This window comes from Peribacillus sp. NPDC097225 (assembly GCF_044761955.1).
Classification (GTDB): Bacteria; Bacillota; Bacilli; order Bacillales; family DSM-1321; genus Peribacillus.
The window spans coordinates 38,413-55,182 of sequence record NZ_JBIWDJ010000011.1 but is presented as its reverse complement, the minus strand read 5'-3'; the positions used below and the strand labels follow the sequence as shown (position 1 = coordinate 55,182).

General features: G+C 43.9%; 15 protein-coding genes, 1 riboswitch and 1 other annotated feature. Of the genes, 4 read left to right on the top strand and 11 right to left on the bottom strand.

Annotated elements, in window-relative coordinates:
* Positions 1–118 precede the first annotated feature (118 nt).
* From leuS to ACIQXH_RS19270, 3 genes are all read right to left on the bottom strand, one after another.
* Entirely contained in the window at positions 119–2,533 is a 2,415-nt protein-coding gene (gene leuS, locus ACIQXH_RS19280; RefSeq protein ID WP_403125343.1) for a leucine--tRNA ligase, read from the bottom strand.
* A gap of 53 nt (positions 2,534–2,586) precedes the next feature.
* Positions 2,587–2,815 (bottom strand) — a binding site (T-box leader).
* Between the two features lie 159 nt (positions 2,816–2,974).
* Entirely contained in the window at positions 2,975–3,238 is a 264-nt protein-coding gene (locus tag ACIQXH_RS19275) for a DUF2524 family protein (protein ID WP_402875099.1), read from the bottom strand.
* An 87-nt stretch (positions 3,239–3,325) separates the two neighbouring features.
* Positions 3,326–3,829 (bottom strand): SMI1/KNR4 family protein, encoded by a 504-nt coding sequence (locus ACIQXH_RS19270; protein WP_402875102.1) that lies wholly within the window; start codon positions 3,827–3,829, stop codon positions 3,326–3,328.
* 164 nt (positions 3,830–3,993) lie between these two features.
* Here ACIQXH_RS19270 and mnmL point away from each other — a divergent pair, with 164 nt between their 5' ends.
* Together mnmL and mnmM are read left to right on the top strand one after the other, a co-directional pair.
* Entirely contained in the window at positions 3,994–4,959 is a 966-nt protein-coding gene (mnmL, locus tag ACIQXH_RS19265; RefSeq protein ID WP_402957045.1) for a tRNA modification radical SAM protein MnmL/YtqA, read from the top strand.
* A complete protein-coding gene (mnmM, locus tag ACIQXH_RS19260) occupies positions 4,956–5,528 on the top strand; it encodes a tRNA 5-(aminomethyl)-2-thiouridylate-methyltransferase MnmM (RefSeq protein ID WP_402957043.1) in 573 nt (190 codons plus the stop codon). Before mnmL ends, mnmM begins: the two co-directional genes overlap by 4 nt.
* Before the next feature lie 78 nt (positions 5,529–5,606).
* Here the strand turns inward: mnmM and ACIQXH_RS19255 are convergent, their stop codons facing one another.
* The gene (locus ACIQXH_RS19255; protein ID WP_402957041.1) at positions 5,607–5,819 is read right to left on the bottom strand and encodes a hypothetical protein; all 213 of its coding nucleotides are present in this window, start codon (positions 5,817–5,819) and stop codon (positions 5,607–5,609) included.
* A 41-nt stretch (positions 5,820–5,860) separates the two neighbouring features.
* Positions 5,861–6,664: an alpha/beta hydrolase gene (locus ACIQXH_RS19250; protein ID WP_402875113.1), complete on the bottom strand. Its 804-nt coding sequence runs from the start codon at positions 6,662–6,664 to the stop codon at positions 5,861–5,863.
* 214 nt (positions 6,665–6,878) lie between these two features.
* Here ACIQXH_RS19250 and ACIQXH_RS19245 point away from each other — a divergent pair, with 214 nt between their 5' ends.
* A complete protein-coding gene (locus tag ACIQXH_RS19245; protein ID WP_402875249.1) occupies positions 6,879–7,397 on the top strand; it encodes a gamma carbonic anhydrase in 519 nt (172 codons plus the stop codon).
* Between the two features lie 141 nt (positions 7,398–7,538).
* Here the strand turns inward: ACIQXH_RS19245 and metK are convergent, their stop codons facing one another.
* Positions 7,539–8,735, bottom strand: coding sequence for a methionine adenosyltransferase (gene metK / locus ACIQXH_RS19240; protein WP_402875116.1), 1,197 nt, complete (start codon positions 8,733–8,735; stop codon positions 7,539–7,541).
* Positions 8,736–8,903: 168 nt separating this feature from the next.
* Positions 8,904–9,067: riboswitch (SAM riboswitch) on the bottom strand.
* Positions 9,068–9,646: 579 nt separating this feature from the next.
* Here metK and pckA point away from each other — a divergent pair.
* Entirely contained in the window at positions 9,647–11,230 is a 1,584-nt protein-coding gene (pckA, locus tag ACIQXH_RS19235; RefSeq protein WP_402875118.1) for a phosphoenolpyruvate carboxykinase (ATP), read from the top strand.
* A gap of 241 nt (positions 11,231–11,471) precedes the next feature.
* On the opposite strand, the gene ACIQXH_RS19230 is transcribed toward pckA, so the two are convergent.
* From ACIQXH_RS19230 to ACIQXH_RS19210, 5 genes are all read right to left on the bottom strand, one after another.
* Complete coding sequence (locus tag ACIQXH_RS19230; protein WP_403125339.1) at positions 11,472–13,160, bottom strand: methyl-accepting chemotaxis protein; 1,689 nt, start codon at positions 13,158–13,160, stop codon at positions 11,472–11,474.
* 277 nt (positions 13,161–13,437) lie between these two features.
* Positions 13,438–13,575, bottom strand: a complete 138-nt coding sequence (locus ACIQXH_RS19225; RefSeq protein WP_403125336.1) for a hypothetical protein — start codon at positions 13,573–13,575, stop codon at positions 13,438–13,440.
* Positions 13,576–13,705: 130 nt separating this feature from the next.
* The gene (locus ACIQXH_RS19220) at positions 13,706–15,067 is read right to left on the bottom strand and encodes an MATE family efflux transporter (RefSeq protein WP_403125333.1); all 1,362 of its coding nucleotides are present in this window, start codon (positions 15,065–15,067) and stop codon (positions 13,706–13,708) included.
* A gap of 24 nt (positions 15,068–15,091) precedes the next feature.
* Positions 15,092–15,664, bottom strand: coding sequence for a TetR/AcrR family transcriptional regulator (locus ACIQXH_RS19215; RefSeq protein WP_402957031.1), 573 nt, complete (start codon positions 15,662–15,664; stop codon positions 15,092–15,094).
* A 156-nt stretch (positions 15,665–15,820) separates the two neighbouring features.
* A complete protein-coding gene (locus ACIQXH_RS19210) occupies positions 15,821–16,591 on the bottom strand; it encodes a TSUP family transporter (protein WP_402875132.1) in 771 nt (256 codons plus the stop codon).
* Positions 16,592–16,770: the final 179 nt, after the last annotated feature.

The following is a 16,770-nucleotide window of genomic DNA, read 5'->3' as shown; positions in this document are numbered from 1 at the left end:
GAACCTAAAAAAGATGACCCCTGTTCAATACAGAGATCATCTTTTAAAAATTGCTTAGGCTTTTTTAAAATGTCCTTTACACAGGGTACACTTTAATGCGGGGCAGCTCTTTTGATTGTTAGTTTGCGACGATGTTAACTAATTTGCCAGGTACGGCAATGACTTTGCGGATGGTTTTACCATCAATCTGTTCTTTGATGGCGTCTTCGCCCATCGCGATTTCTTCGAGTTTTTCTTTCGTCGTATCAGTCGGCACCATAAGTTTGGCTTTGACTTTTCCGTTGATTTGAATGACGATCTCCACTTCGTTATCGACGAGCTTCGCTTCGTCGAACGCAGGCCATGTTCCGTAAGCGATACTTTCAGAATGACCCAGCTTAGACCAAAGTTCTTCTGAGATATGTGGTGCAGCCGGTGCTAACAACTTCACGAAGCCTTCGATATATTCTTTCGGAAGTGCTTCCGCTTTGTAGGCATCGTTGATGAATACCATCAGCTGTGAAATTGCCGTATTGAATTTCAATTCTTCATAGTTCTCGGTCACTTTTTTGACAGTTTGGTGATACACTTTTTCAAGCTTGCCACTGTCATCCGTTTCGACCAATTTATCGGTCATCGTACCGTCCTCATTGACAAGTAAGCGCCAGACGCGATCCAGGAATCGGCGTGAACCGTCCAATCCGTTTGTCGACCAGGCAATGGATGCATCCAATGGCCCCATGAACATTTCGTACATGCGAAGCGTATCCGCACCATGGCTTTCCACGATGTCATCAGGGTTCACGACATTCCCTTTTGATTTACTCATTTTTTCATTATTCTCGCCAAGGATCATCCCTTGGTTGAATAAGTTTTGGAACGGTTCTTTCGTTGGTACGACACCGATGTCATACAAGAATTTATGCCAGAAGCGCGCGTACAATAAGTGAAGCACGGCATGCTCGGCACCACCGATATAAATGTCGACCGGCATCCACTCTTTCAATTTTTCCGAATCGGCAAGAGCTTCCGTATTGTCCGGATCGATATAACGAAGGAAGTACCAGCTACTACCTGCCCATTGTGGCATGGTATTCGTCTCACGACGGCCTTTACGTCCGTTTTCGTCAACTACATTCACCCAATCCGTGATGTTCGCAAGTGGTGATTCCCCCGTTCCTGAAGGCTTGATGTCCGTTGCCTTAGGTAGAAGTAATGGAAGCTCTTCTTCCTTAAGTGCTGACATGGTGCCATCTTCCCAATGGATGATTGGAATTGGCTCACCCCAGTAACGTTGGCGGCTGAACAACCAGTCGCGAAGGCGGTACGTGATTTTTTTCGTACCGATTGCTTTTTCTTCCAACCATTTAATCATGGCCGTGATGCCTTCTTCTTTATTCATTCCATCCAGGAATCCGGAGTTCACATGAAGTCCGTCGCCCGTATAGGCTTCTTTCGTCACATCTCCACCAGCTACGACTTCTTTGATTGGCAAGTCGAATTTAACTGCGAATTCATAATCACGTTCATCATGAGCAGGAACCGCCATGATTGCACCCGTTCCATAGCTGATCAATACGTAATCGGCAATCCAAATCGGCATCTTTTCGCCATTGACCGGATTGATTGCATAAGCACCCGTGAACACGCCTGATTTATCTTTTGCAAGGTCCGTTCTTTCCAGGTCACTTTTATGTTTCACTTCGTCTAAATAGGCGTCAACGGCAGCACGTTGTTCGGATGTCGTGATCTTATCCACGAAAGGATGCTCTGGAGCAAGAACCGCATAGCTTGCACCGAATAATGTATCCGGACGTGTCGTGAACACCGTGAATGATTCATCGAATCCATCGATCGTGAACGTGACTTCAGCCCCTTCAGAACGGCCGATCCAGTTACGTTGCATATCCTTGATGTTTTCTGGCCAATCCACATCATCCAAATCGTCGATCAGACGGTCGGCATAAGCCGTGATGCGCAACATCCACTGCTTCATTGGACGGCGTTCGACCGGATGTCCGCCACGTTCACTTTTCCCATCGATGACTTCTTCATTCGCTAAAACCGTACCAAGTGCCGGGCACCAGTTCACAGCGACTTCATCGATATAGGCAAGGCCTTTTTCGTATAATTTCAAGAAAATCCATTGTGTCCATTTATAATATTCCGGATCCGTCGTATTGATTTCACGATCCCAGTCATAAGAGAAACCAAGCGCCTTGATTTGGCGACGGAACGTGTTGATATTGTGTTCCGTGAATTCAGCCGGGTCATTCCCCGTATCGATTGCGTACTGCTCTGCCGGAAGACCGAATGCATCCCAGCCAATTGGATGGAGCACATTGTATCCTTGCGCCCGTTTCATCCGTGCCAGAATATCACTCGCCGTGTATCCTTCCGGATGTCCAACGTGAAGACCCGCTCCAGATGGATAAGGGAACATATCCAGCGCGTAGAATTTACGTTTGCCGCTATCTTCTCCCGTTTTAAACGTTTTGTTCGCTTCCCAATATTGCTGCCATTTCGTTTCTATGCTTCTATGTTCAAAACTCATTAGACTTCCTCCTATTTTCCGTATAAAAAAACAATAAAAAACCCCTCATCCCAAATTGGGACGAGAGGATTATGTATATCTTCCCGCGGTACCACCCACATTGGCGACAACAAACAATCGCCCAGCTTAAAAGTTCCGTAACGTGGATTGGACGCCAGGCATTACTATCGCTTCACACCTGTGACTCCAAGACGAGTTCACAATCAATCCAGGTTGACTTGCACCATCCGTCAACTCTCTAAACTGGTTCTAATTGCTACTACTTCTCTTCATAGTCTTTATAAGAATATTTGATTTTATTTCATTCTAGTCAATTTTACCGATAATTGCAATAGCCGGTCACCAACATTATCTCCAGGTTTTTCATTATATATGCATCACCATTCAAAATCGTGCACATTGGAAAAGGGAGCTATGCTTCCATAGCCCCCACATACACCTTTAATGACGCAATAAAATCATATCATTCTTTATATCATTCAATTGCTGTTGCATCCTTTGAAGCATATCCCGTTGCTGGGCATCCGCACTTCCATACATTTTGTCCAAGTTCGTCAAAGCCTCTTCGATATAAAGCTGTGACTTCTGGAATTCCTCATCACTGTAATGGCCCAGCCTTGATGCTTCGTTATATTCATAATCTGCAAATCGGAGAGCCCCTTCGCATTGCTCCAATAACTGACCAACGGATTGTCTTGTTGCCATTTCAAACCCTCTCCTTCACGTTCATTTGGATGACATTACATCATCACAATTAGTTTGAACTAAGAACGGGAGGATTATCATTTTTTTTCACTTATCCCAGAACTTTACCCCTTGATGGGAAATGAATTGCTCCAGCCACTCCGCGAAACCCATATGAAGCGGCTTGCTTTCATCGAAATCATCGATATGACCTTTTACCATGATATAATCCTGCTTGCCTTTGGCCACGTCATTTCCATGGATCACAATATTATCTTGATAAATGCAGGCCACCTTATAACAGCCTTCATAATCTTCTTCATACGTGTAATTTATGATATCCTCAAGGCTGTATAGATCATTTTCGCCCCCGGATTCAACATGATCGAACAGGCGACACCCATTCGTTATCTTCAAAAATGCTTTATATTCATCTGGCAGCAGCAAACCGGTCTTTTCCTCAAAAGCGAGGATTTGTTCGTCCGAGGCAGGAGAATTGAAGGTACACGTTGCATTGAACACAGTCCCATCATCATTGACTTCTAGCACCTGGTTATTTTCTGCTAATTTCTTTTTCATTTGATTTATGACTTCTTCTACTTGAACGGTCATATTCATCAGCTCCCGACTCAATTTAGATAAACGAACACACCTGTTTAACTATCTAAAATTAACCTTCAAGATACATTATACGCTTCTTTTTTAAGAAAAAGACCTATTCTCCGGAATGTTGTATAATATAGGTTGCGCTTTATTACACGTAGGAGGTTGCTGATATGGATCAAGCAAACCCGTTTATATATGCAACGGATAACAAACGATATCATACTTGGAATTACCATTTACGCCATCACTTTGGCCATAAAGTTTTCAAAGTTGCGCTTGACGGCGGTTTCGACTGTCCGAACCGTGATGGCACAGTCGCACATGGCGGCTGCACCTTCTGCAGTGCCGCAGGATCGGGGGATTTTGCAGGCGATCGCGTCGAACCGCTTGATGTCCAATTTAAGAAAGTCAGTGAAAAAATGCACCACAAATGGAAAGACGGCAAGTATATGGCCTATTTCCAAGCGTTCACGAACACGCACGCCCCCGTGGCAGAGCTTCGTGAAAAGTACGAAAGCGTCCTCACTCAGGATGGAGTGGTCGGGCTTTCCATCGCGACACGCCCGGACTGCCTGCCTGATGATGTAGTCGACTATCTAGCCGAACTGAATCAACGTACCTATCTTTGGGTCGAGCTTGGCCTGCAGACGGTCCATGATGAAACGGGGAACTTGATCAACCGGGCCCACGACTATGCTTGCTACAAGGAAGGCGTCGATAAACTGCGTAAACACGGGATCCGAGTCTGTACCCACATCATCAATGGCTTGCCTAACGAAGATTATGCAATGATGATGGAGACCGCACGTGAAGTCGCTAAACTGGATGTCCAGGGAATCAAGATCCACCTGCTTCACCTTTTGAAAGGAACGCCGATGGTCAAGCAATATGAAAAAGGGATGCTTGAATTTCTTGAACGGGACGATTATGTAAATCTCGTATGCGATCAGTTGGAAGTCATTCCCCCAGAAATGATCGTCCACCGCATTACCGGCGATGGCCCCATAGACTTGATGATCGGGCCGATGTGGAGCGTCAATAAATGGGATGTCCTGAACGCCATCGATGCCGAACTGAAACGCCGCAATAGCTGGCAGGGAAAACATTATCAATCAGAGGAGGTCCCATCACCATGAAGCTGAATCGCGTTTTGGATTTTGCGAAGCTACTTCTTGAGAGAGCCGTTCAACAAGGGGACATCACCGTTGATGGAACGATGGGCAACGGCCATGATACCGTCTTTCTCGCCCAATTGGTCGGCGAAACCGGTCATGTCTATAGTTTTGACATTCAAGAGCAAGCCATTCACACTACCGCGAATAAATTGGAAACGGAACATTTACAAAAGCGTTGCACCCTCGTCCACGATGGACATGAACAGCTTGATACGTATATCACCGGGGAACATGCGGGAAAGATCACCGGGGCCATCTACAACCTTGGCTATCTACCTGGAGGCGATAAATCGATCATCACGCAAGCCGATACGACAATCGCTTCTCTTGAAAAACTGTTCGACATGATGGCGCCAGAGGGCATCATCGTCCTCGTCATCTATCACGGCCATCCAGGAGGAGAAACGGAACGGGATGCGTTGATGCACTATGTACAGAACCTGTCTCAACAAAAAGCCCATGTCCTGAAATACGACTTCATCAACCAAGTTCATTCTCCTCCGTTCCTCATTGCGATAGAAAAAAGGTAGAACTCCCACCACCGTTCAATAAACGGTGGTGTTTTTGTAATTTCGACCGATTTTTTCGAACTTTTAAACTTTTACCCATTATAATGAGGAAAAAATGGATAAGTGGGTGTAGAAACATGGAACAATTATCGACTTCGTTACTGGCAGGGCAGATTTATTGACTGAGAAAATCAAACGAGATACAAGTGAATCATTTGGCCAATTCGTCACTAGCCTGACTGCATTGACCGAAGATAGAACACGATGGAAGAATTGAAGCCGTTCGAACATGTCTTTGACAAGTTCCTCCAAAACAAAAAGCTGCTGAAGTTTCTCAGCAGCTTTTTTCTTATTTAAACGACATAGCCCAATATCTTCAACCGGTTTTCAACGAAACTCAGTGCATATTGAAATACGTCATCCCGCTCCGGTTCATTGAAAATTTCATGATATAGTTTCGGCCATTCCTTGTATTGCTTTTCGCTGGCCAAGTTATAGTTGAACCACTCCCGGACCGCCTTTTTGTTGACGACCTTGTCATCTCCGCCCTGCATCATCAGTAAAGGCACGTCCTGAAACTCCGGAATCTCTTCAAAAGCATCCTTCATTGCCTGTACAAGCTCCCGATACCAGCGAACGGAAACCTTGGTAATGTACAATGTATCGTTCGTATCCGATTCACGGATTTCCGAATTCCTCGTCGCCATTTGGGGAGTTAACCCAGAATCCACCCGGAATTTTGGCATCACGATATTCATGCCGTGTGAAATGGCGGTTAAGTATTTGGGAGGATGCGTCATCAGACCGAGGCATGGCGATGATAAAATGACCCCCGCGATGTCCCATTCTTCCTCCTGAAGCAGGCGGATCGCAATCAACCCACCCATGCTATGTCCTAATAAAAAGACAGGAAGGGAATAATCGTATGCATCTTCAATCCAGCTTTTTACTTCTTCTAAATATTCGTCAAAGGAATCGATATGCCCCCGGAAGGCGCGTGTCGTCATTCCCTGCCCGGGTAGGTCGCCCATGACGACATGGTATCCGGCTGAAAGCCACATTTGTGTTAACCACTTGTAACGGCCATGATGCTCCATTGCCCCATGAATAATGACGATGACGCCTTTTGCATCTCCGTCCGTCTCCCATTTCCACATTCGAAATCCCCCTTTCACTTTTCTCTAGTTGTAAACGTTCCATGCAGAATGAAAAATAATCTATATGGTAAATTATAACCACATTTTCGGTTTTCGACAAAAACGAAACCTAATTAATTGTGCTCAATCAAATAGTAGCCAAGGCTATTTTGATACGGTATATTAAAATAATACAGCAAAATTATCCACTTCGGAAAGGAAATGATGAAAATTGATTATTTATCCATTCAAAGGCATGGAACCAGAAATTTCCGAAAGCGCCTATCTTGCTGAAAATGCCGTCGTGACAGGCGATGTCAAAATCGGTGATGAATCAACGATCTGGTTCAATACCGTCATTCGCGGCGATGTGGCACCCACCATCATCGGGAAAAGAGTAAGCGTGCAAGATAACAGCGTACTTCATCAAAGTCCCAATAACCCACTGATAATCGAAGATGAAGTGACCATTGGCCACCAAGTCATTCTACATAGCTGCAAAATTCGAAAGAGAGCCCTCATCGGCATGGGTTCGATCATCCTTGATGGAGCGGAAATCGGTGAAGGTGCCTTCATCGGTGCAGGGAGCCTTGTCCCCCAAGGAAAGGTTATCCCGCCGAACACCTTAGCCTTTGGAAGGCCGGCCAAAGTCGTTCGTGAAATTAATGAGGAAGATCGCCAGGATATGGATCGCATTGTCCGGGAATATGCTGAAAAAGGACAACTCTATAAACAGGCTGACCGAATAAAGTAACACCAATCGTATGATTACAAAAAAACGCTTAGCTAAAAATAGGATTCCTTGAATTATTCCCTAGGAAGCCATATTTAATCCTATTTTTGCCCATCAAAAAAGGTGCCTTGCATTAAAGCAAGGCACCTTTTCTCATATGATTTACGCTTTAGCTTGTGTTTTTAAAGCTTCTGCTTTATCCGTACGCTCCCAAGGCAAATCAACATCTGTACGGCCGAAGTGACCATATGCAGCTGTTTGCTTGTAGATTGGGCGACGTAGGTCAAGCATCTTGATGATACCAGCTGGACGTAGGTCGAAATTCGCCTCTACCAATTCCACTAGCACCTCTTCACTTACTGTTCCCGTTCCAAATGTATCGATTGAGATGGATACAGGCTTAGCCACGCCGATTGCGTAGGCCAATTGCACTTCCGCTTTGTCAGCCAGGCCGGCAGCCACGATGTTCTTCGCAACGTAACGAGCGGCATATGCAGCAGAACGGTCCACTTTTGTTGCATCTTTACCAGAGAAAGCACCGCCGCCGTGACGAGCGTATCCGCCGTACGTATCAACGATGATTTTACGGCCAGTAAGACCAGCATCCCCTTGAGGTCCGCCGATTACAAAACGGCCAGTCGGGTTGATGAAGTATTTCGTATCTTCATTGATTAAGTCAGCCGGTACGACCGCATTAATCACATGTTCTTTTAAGTCGGCTTGAATTTGTTCAAGTGTCACTTCAGGATCATGTTGTGTGGAGATGACGATTGTGTCTACACGTACAGGTAGGTTATTTTCATCATATTCAACCGTTACCTGCGTTTTTCCATCAGGACGTAAATAACTTAGCGTGCCATCTTTACGAACTTGAGAAAGACGGAATGATAGCTTATGAGCCAATGAAATGGGAAGTGGCATAAGCTCTTCCGTTTCATTGCACGCGAATCCGAACATAAGACCTTGGTCCCCTGCACCGATAGCATCGATTTCCTCATCGGACATCGTACCTTCACGTGCTTCCAATGCTTTATCAACACCCGCTGCAATATCAGCAGACTGCTCATCGATCGAGCTTAGCACGGCACAAGTCTCGGCATCGAAACCATATTTCGCACGAGTGTACCCGATACCTGCAATCGTATCGCGGACAATGCGTGAAATATCCACGTAAGCCGATGTTGTAATTTCTCCAGCAACAAGTACAAGACCTGTCGTTACACTTGTTTCACACGCAACGCGTGCATTTGCATCCTTAGCTAGGATTGCATCTAAAATGGAATCTGAAATCTGATCACAAATTTTATCCGGATGGCCTTCTGTCACAGATTCAGAAGTAAATAGACGTTTCTTTGACATCTTATTTCCTCCTTGGAAGTTAGTATGTTGTAGGCATGAGCCTGATCTTTTACGGAACTCGTTTCCCTTATTAGTTTCAATCATAGACACAGAATTAATGAATAAAAACACAAAAACCTTCCCTGGCAAATGAGGAAAGGTTTAAAAATTCTATCATCTATCCTTTCACTCTTATCGTTCAAGGGTTTTTTACCTTGCTCAGGTTAGCACCATCACCACTATTCCTTGAAGGTTCATCGCTTTATTTTCGGCGATTGACCTTGGAGTCAAGTTCAATATGGCAGGTTGCTGGGTTTCAAAGGGCCTGTCCCTCCACCAACTCGGGATAAGAGAATCCGTACAATTTAAGATACTATCGTATTTAGTCTGAATTTGTCAATGTTTTTCTAAATAGAACATTTTTCCCCAATGAAAAATAAAAAAAACTTTTTATCTGGCACAGCCGGACTATAAATAGTATTCTTAAAGAGTGTAAACTAAGAAGATAAGACCATTGACTTACAATGGATAAATCGGACAAAATGAACATACCATCCGAACCCCTATATTCATCCCTTTTTCAGATACATAAATGGTTGTTCACTTCTTTTCTTCCTATTATAAATGAAAAGGTACACTAATCCTAAAACGGGACTTCACAAAGACTTGTGGCAGCAATCGTTTTTCACACCCTAGATTCACTTCATCCAGATCGTCTCCCGATTCAACCAGATTCAAAAACATCCATCCAGGATGACTCACTGCAAGTATATGCCCGCACTATACATAAGGTTACACTCGAAGTGAGATAATTGATTAATGTGACTATTCCATTTTCATTCACAAAAAAAGTTAAATAGTATAGACTATTTAATCCAATGTGTTATACTAATTGTATTATAAAAACTTAAACAAAGGAAGGTATCTCATATATGAATTCTGTTGACGTTAATGAGTTACACCAATTATTAGCAGGAAATAATGTGCAAACTCAACTCTCAGTTCCTCAATTAGTTGAAAAAGTATTAAGCAGAAATGAAGGCGTTTTAACTTCAACCGGCGCAGTAAAAGCTGAAACGGGCAAATACACGGGCCGTTCACCTAAAGATAAATATATTGTGGAAGAAGCTTCTGTAAAGGACAAAATTGACTGGGGCCCAGTGAACCAACCCATTTCCGAGGAAGTATTCAATAAACTATATAGTAAAGTTGTGGACTACTTAAAGACAAAAGAAGAAGTCTTTGTCTTCAAAGGTTTTGCTGGAGCAGACGAATCATCACGCCTTCCTATCCGAGTGGTTAATGAATATGCTTGGCACAACCTTTTCGCTCATACATTGTTCATCCGTCCGAATGAGGAAGAACTAAGAGGGCACGAAGCAGAATTCACCATCCTTTCCGCACCTAATTTCAAAGCGGATCCAGCAGTTGATGGAACGCAATCCGAAACGTTCATCATGGTATCATTCGAACGCCGTACTATCCTAATCGGTGGAACTGAATACGCAGGTGAAATGAAGAAATCGATTTTCTCAATCATGAACTACCTACTTCCGGAAGAAGAAATCCTTCCAATGCATTGTTCGGCAAACGTAGGTCGTGAAGGCGATGTCGCTTTATTCTTCGGATTGTCCGGTACTGGTAAAACGACTTTATCTGCCGACACGAACCGTAAACTGATCGGTGATGACGAACACGGCTGGTCTTCTAACGGTGTATTCAACATCGAAGGCGGATGCTATGCAAAAACCATCAACCTTTCACGTGAAAAAGAACCACAGATCTTCGACGCCATCCGTTTCGGCGCCGTATTGGAAAATGTCGTGGTAGATCCCGAAACACGCGTGGCGGATTACGATGACAGCTCATTAACGGAAAACACCCGTGCTGCATACCAAATGCAAGCGATCGATAACATCGTGAATCCAAGTATTGCGGGACACCCGAATACAATCATTTTCTTAACGGCTGATGCTTCTGGCGTACTGCCTCCAATCAGCAAACTTTCTAAAGAACAAGCCATGTTCCACTTCTTGAGCGGATACACAAGCAAATTGGCAGGTACAGAAAGAGGCGTGACGTCTCCTGAAGCAACATTCTCTACATGCTTCGGTTCACCTTTCCTACCACTTCCTGCTACACGCTATGCTGAAATGCTTGGAGAAAAAATCGACGAGCATGACGCAAAAGTATACCTGGTTAACACAGGATGGACTGGCGGAGCTTATGGAACTGGAAGCCGTATGAAGCTTGCTTATACTCGTGCCATGATCCAAGCAGCACTTGAAGGTGAATTAGCCAACATTGAAACCGTTCAAGATGATATCTTCGGCTTGAACATTCCGGTTCATGTTCCTGGTGTTCCTGATGAAGTGCTTCAACCAATCAAAACATGGGCAGACCCTGCTGCATACACAAAATCAGCAAAAGACCTTGCCGCTCAATTCCGTGCAAACTTCAAGAAATTCGGTAGCGTACCAAACGAAATCGAAGAACTTGGCGGGCCGATTGCATAATAAAGATAGGAAAAAGGACCAAGCGAAAATCGCTTGGTCCTTTTCTTTATCATCAAAGCAAGAATGCATAGTCCCTGGATATCCTCCTCTTCCCCACATTAGCTTTCTACGCGCACACCCCTTGGCTATCCCCATCCCCTTCCTCCTATTTCATGTGACAAGCCGCATTGCAACAGAAAAAACCCGAACGACTAAAACACCGTGGGAGTGGTGTTCATCGTTCGGGCTCTTCATCGTGTTCCTAAATCTTGAAATGGCTTACTTCCTTCTGTAGGTTTTCGGCCAGGATTGCTAGTGATTGGGCGCCTGTCGTAATCTGTTCATTCGCCGCTAGCTGCTCTTCTGTGGCTGCACTTGTATCATGTGCCCGTTCAGCAGCGCTCACCGCAATTTCCTTTACGGAAGTGGCCCCTGCTGCCACCTCTTCGGTCATGGCTTGAATGTCTTCGATAGCATTGGATGCCGACTCTATCCGTTTTCCCACTTCACCGACTGCCACTTTGATCTGGTCGAACACCTGCAAGGAATTCTCCGATGCAATGAGTCCATCTTCGGCTTTCTTGGTTCCCATCTTGATGGATTCCACCCCTTTTTTGGTCGCATCTTGAATCATGCTGACCATGTTTGCAATCTCTGAAGCGGACAATTTCGATTGCTCAGCCAGTTTCCGGACTTCATCTGCCACGACCGCAAAACCCTTTCCATGATCCCCGGCACGGGCAGCCTCGATCGCGGCATTCAATGCCAGTAAATTGGTTTGGTCGGAAATGTCCGTAATCAAGGCTGTCACTCTTTGAATATCACTTGAATGGCTCGTCATCATTTCCATGATTTTCGCCGAGTCCTGAATGGTGGAATTGATATGATTCATTTCCTTTGTCACCGCATTCATGCTGGATGATCCCTCACGAACTAGCGAATTCACCGTTTCAGCAGATTGAAGCATGTCGACATTGCTTTCCGTAACTCTCCCGACGGCTGCAGCCATTTCATTCATGGAATCCACCGAATTTTCAATAATGACCACCTGCTGATTCGTTCCTTGCATATTATCCTCTGCCGTTTTAGCAACCATCTCCGAAGAGGCAAGGCTTTCCTCGGAACTGGCCGACATTTGCTCCGCTTGAACGGCTAACTGGCTCGAAGAATCCCTCATACTCGAGACTATCGACTTCAGTTCATTAACCATTTTGTTGAATGCACCGGCCATTTCCCCAATCTCATCCTTGTTCCTGACCTGTATGCTTTCCACCTGGAGATTCCCTCCAGCAACCTCACCAATAGCCGCAGTGAGCTTGCGGACCGGGCGGGTAATGCTGCGACTCAGGACAGTCGGCATTACGATACTAAGTATGAAGCCTCCGATGATGACCAACGTGATGAAGCTCAGCATATCCTTCACCAAAGCATCAATCTCTTTCCTTTTCTCTTGCATATAAACCTTCTGGTTGTCACTTAACTGTATGGCTTTTTCGATGATTATTTCTTCTAGTACACTGGTCTCTTTCGCAATGACCAAAGCTTCCTGTGTTTTCTCTTTCTGGACATTATTGATTATTTCTTCTGAAAGTTCTGTATACTTCCATTTTGCTTTATATGCCTCTTCCAGTAAAGTCCGATCTTCTTTCTTTTCTATCGTCTTTTCTAACTCTTTATAGGCACCTTCAAACTTATCATTCTTCTCGGACCGGCCTTCTAAATACTTGGCATCTCCATAGATCATATATCCCCGAATATCGTTGGAGTAATCTTGCTGATTGATGATCAGGTCATCCACAAGTTGAGTCTTTTTCACGCGATTATCCAATAAAAACGTATATTGTTTATTAAGATCATCGATAATCAACAAATATACAGTTCCAATGGCCAATAAAAATACAAGTAAAGATAAAAAACTACCCCATAATTTTTTTGATACAGTTAATTTCATATAGCATCCCCCAAGTCGGTTTTCTATCTTCTTTGACCATCATATAAGAGTATAAAGTCCTATATCCATTTTACCATATTCTACATAATATTTTGTCACTTCAAGGAAAAAAAAACCTAATGCTCGCTAAAGAGTCATTAGGTTTCCTCGTCGAATCCATATCACTTTTTCCTTTTTAGACATAACAAAACCCCACCTCTACTATTCGTAACGGGTGGGGTTTCTATAAGGCTTCCACATCGGCTAGATCCATCTACAAGAACACGTCCTTTTCAATTTAAATGGCTAATTTGCTGTATTCGTCTAACTGATCCTTGGTTAAATGTTTGATGAAATGGTGAAAGTTAATCGACTCGATTCCATATCTTTCGCAAGTCATTAAATAGGTTTCATACGCTTTAGTATACATATTCATTTTACTTTTCCTCCTCTGTTATATAACAAAATATTTATTGTATTAATAATATATAACAGAGTTAATCATTCTGTCAATATTTTTTCAGAAATTTTAAAAAAACAAAAAAAGACCACCGAATAGGTGATCTCTAAATTCCATGACCTCTTTTACCAAAAAACGTACCTTCTCTTTTCAAATAAAGCAGGATGGTACAGAAAATGACTACTTCTGATAAAGGAATCGACAGCCATGCCGCATTGGTTCCGAATAGGAAAGGAAGGGTTACCAGGAATATGAGCATGAAGAGAAATTCCCGGCCAATCGTGATCCAGGCTGCCATCTTGACTTGCCCGACCGATTGAAAATAGGTCATCATGACGAAGTTGACCCCCATCAGAATATACCCGCCAAAGAAAATCCGAATGCCAATTGTCGCAAGTTCCTTCACGTCTTGTGAAAAGTCTCCGAATAAAGCAACTATATACGGTGCCGTCACTTGTCCGAGTAAGGTAATGAATACCCCCGCACCGATGGCCGTAAAAATGGCGATGCGAACCGTCTCGCGTTTTCGCTTCTCATCTTTTGCTCCATGGTAATAGCTAACGAGCGGTTGGATGGCCGACCCGATGCCAAGAAACATCAATAGCATCACACTGTGGGCATAATTGACAATGGAAAAGGCGGACAATCCGTCCGTTCCCGCCAACCGGGAAAACACATTATTATGCGCAATCGTAAAGACGGATACACCGAGTTCAGATAAAAAGCTGGGAAAGCCGATTGACATGGTCAAAAGGAAAAGCCGCTTATCAAACCGGAACTTGACCAGACGAAGGGTGTTTTTCTTCGTGAAGAAATGGGCGGAAAGCACGACGATTCCAAGCGCCGACGCGGTGATTGTCCCAAACGCGATTTCACGCACCCCTAAATCAAACACATACAAAATGATATAGTTCAATACGAAATTCGAAACAGCCGTCACGATCAATGCCGTCATGGCCAGTGTCGGATTTCCATTATTCCGGATAAAAATACTCAAGGCATTTTCTAAGGTGAAAACAAAACCGAGCATCAAGAAAACGTTCATATAATCCGTCGCAAAGGGAGCGGTCGCTTCATTTGCCCCTAATGCGAAAACGAGCTGATTGTGAAACATATAGGCAATCAAACCAATGACGATGGTGAAGCCTGTAATTAGAACGATGGAATGCGTAAAAATGAAGCGGGAACGCACATAATCCTTCGCTCCCATGCTTTGGGAGTATAGCGTTGCACCGCCGACACCAATCCAGATCGACATGGCGACAAAAATGGTATAAATGGGCCCAGCAATATTTACCCCTGCAAGGGCAACGGACCCAAGTTTGTTACCGACCATGACGCCATCGACGACAAAGTTCAATGCCATCAAGATCATTCCGATCATGGAAGGAATCAAATAGCGTAAGAAGATCTTTACCGTCGATTCTATTTCCAGAAGACTTTTCTGTTGTTGTTCTCTCATTGCCATGTTCCCATCTCCTATTGCTTAACCTTACTTGGAAATTCCGCTCCAAAATACGGTCCATAATGCGTCAAATTTATCTTCCAACCGCTTAGGGTCATCGGAGTATACAAGTTCGACCAAGATGGCCACGATCACACCTGTGTAGGCCAATGTTAGCGTCCGGGCATTTCCCGAACGAATCGCCCCTTCTGCTATCCATGAATCGAATAACTTTTCTAACAGTGCTTCCTGTTGATTCTCGAGATCCGCCGCTTCCTGCTGCACCTCTTTATACAAATGGGTAGGCGGAAAGAACTCCATCCTGAGCCAGAACTTTAAATTCTCATTTTCCTGAAACATCCTTCTCATCTCATCCAAGAATCCATATAGCATCCTTTCCGGATCTTGTTTTTGCTTAAAATACGCCTCATAAAAGGATAGCTCCATCTCCTTGGCATCTGTAAGGACGGCTAAAAATAAATCATCCTTTCCTTTAAAATGAGAATAAATCGACTGTTTTTTAATTCCCACATCATCAGCTATTTGAGAAAGCGACGTGCCCTCATATCCGTTAACCGCAAAATGTTTGAGTGCCGCTTTTTTAATTTCTTCACTTTTCATTACCTTCACCCTTCATCAACCAATATTTTACCCGCACTGGTACGCTCATTATCCTAACGAACGTTCGTCAGGCAATTATCACACAGAAATTCCATTCTGTAAACAGGGAAAAGCAGCCGCAGATCATTCCACGGCCACTGGTATGTATACTTGCATTTAAATCACATGGAAATAGTTTAAGATATTCTTGCCGATCAATAAGACGGTGACGCAAATGAATAATAGCCTAACATAGGAAGATCCCTTTTTAATCGCGAAGTTCGTCCCGACTAAAGCCCCGGCCACCATGGCGATTCCCATCGGAATTCCGTAAGCAAAATTGACCGTGCCCATCGATAGGAAAACAACGAGTGCTGCAATATTACTGCCAAAGTTCAAAATCTTGGCATTGCCAGCCGCTTGAACAAAATCAAATCCTATGATCAAAAAGGCAAACAATAAAAAAGAACCCGTCCCTGGTCCAAGAAAACCATCGTAAAAACCAATTGCAAAAATGACCACTAACATCAGGATGAGCTTATTCCGGGTCAATCCCTTATACAAGGTTTCTTTACCCCAATCCTTTTTGACGATCGTGTAAATCGCGACAATCACTAATATCAACAGAATCAACGGCTTCAATATGTCAGGCGAAACAAAGTGAACGACATAGGCCCCCAATATCGACCCGATTATGGTCAGCGGCAAAAACTTGATGACAAATTTGAAGTTCACTTTCCCTGCCCGAATAAATGAAATCGTACTCGTCAAGGAACCCATCGAGCTCGAAAACTTATTCGTCGCTAAAGCCGCAGATGGTGAAATTCCCGTAAACAATAAAGCAGGTATGGAAATAAGACCGCCCCCGCCCACAACAGAATCAATGAACGCAGCGATGAAACCCGCTATCACCAAAAACAGCAACGTATAAAGATTAATATCCTCCATCTACATTCCTTCTTTCAACAGCAATATCTCATCCATTATACTCCGGTGTCCCGGATTTTTTATAAATATCAAACAATTCTTCATAAAATTTCGGTTTGATCTTATAACGTGGGCGAATCAACGGCCCACGACCGGTCTGCACGCTGTGAATGTTGAATTATCCGCGTGAATGTCGAATT

Excerpts from the sequence above, each read along its gene's own strand:
- leuS (WP_403125343.1), bottom strand. The coding sequence starts at position 2,533 with ATGAGTTTTGAACATAGAAGCATAGAAACGAAATGGCAGCAATATTGG.
- ACIQXH_RS19275 (WP_402875099.1), bottom strand. The coding sequence starts at position 3,238 with ATGGCAACAAGACAATCCGTTGGTCAGTTATTGGAGCAATGCGAAGGG.
- ACIQXH_RS19270 (WP_402875102.1), bottom strand. The coding sequence starts at position 3,829 with ATGACCGTTCAAGTAGAAGAAGTCATAAATCAAATGAAAAAGAAATTA.
- mnmL (WP_402957045.1), top strand. The coding sequence starts at position 3,994 with ATGGATCAAGCAAACCCGTTTATATATGCAACGGATAACAAACGATAT.
- mnmM (WP_402957043.1), top strand. The coding sequence starts at position 4,956 with ATGAAGCTGAATCGCGTTTTGGATTTTGCGAAGCTACTTCTTGAGAGA.
- ACIQXH_RS19250 (WP_402875113.1), bottom strand. The coding sequence starts at position 6,664 with ATGTGGAAATGGGAGACGGACGGAGATGCAAAAGGCGTCATCGTCATT.
- metK (WP_402875116.1), bottom strand. The coding sequence starts at position 8,735 with ATGTCAAAGAAACGTCTATTTACTTCTGAATCTGTGACAGAAGGCCAT.
- pckA (WP_402875118.1), top strand. The coding sequence starts at position 9,647 with ATGAATTCTGTTGACGTTAATGAGTTACACCAATTATTAGCAGGAAAT.
- ACIQXH_RS19230 (WP_403125339.1), bottom strand. The coding sequence starts at position 13,160 with ATGAAATTAACTGTATCAAAAAAATTATGGGGTAGTTTTTTATCTTTA.
- ACIQXH_RS19225 (WP_403125336.1), bottom strand. The coding sequence starts at position 13,575 with ATGAATATGTATACTAAAGCGTATGAAACCTATTTAATGACTTGCGAA.
- ACIQXH_RS19220 (WP_403125333.1), bottom strand. The coding sequence starts at position 15,067 with ATGGCAATGAGAGAACAACAACAGAAAAGTCTTCTGGAAATAGAATCG.
- ACIQXH_RS19215 (WP_402957031.1), bottom strand. The coding sequence starts at position 15,664 with ATGAAAAGTGAAGAAATTAAAAAAGCGGCACTCAAACATTTTGCGGTT.
- ACIQXH_RS19210 (WP_402875132.1), bottom strand. The coding sequence starts at position 16,591 with ATGGAGGATATTAATCTTTATACGTTGCTGTTTTTGGTGATAGCGGGT.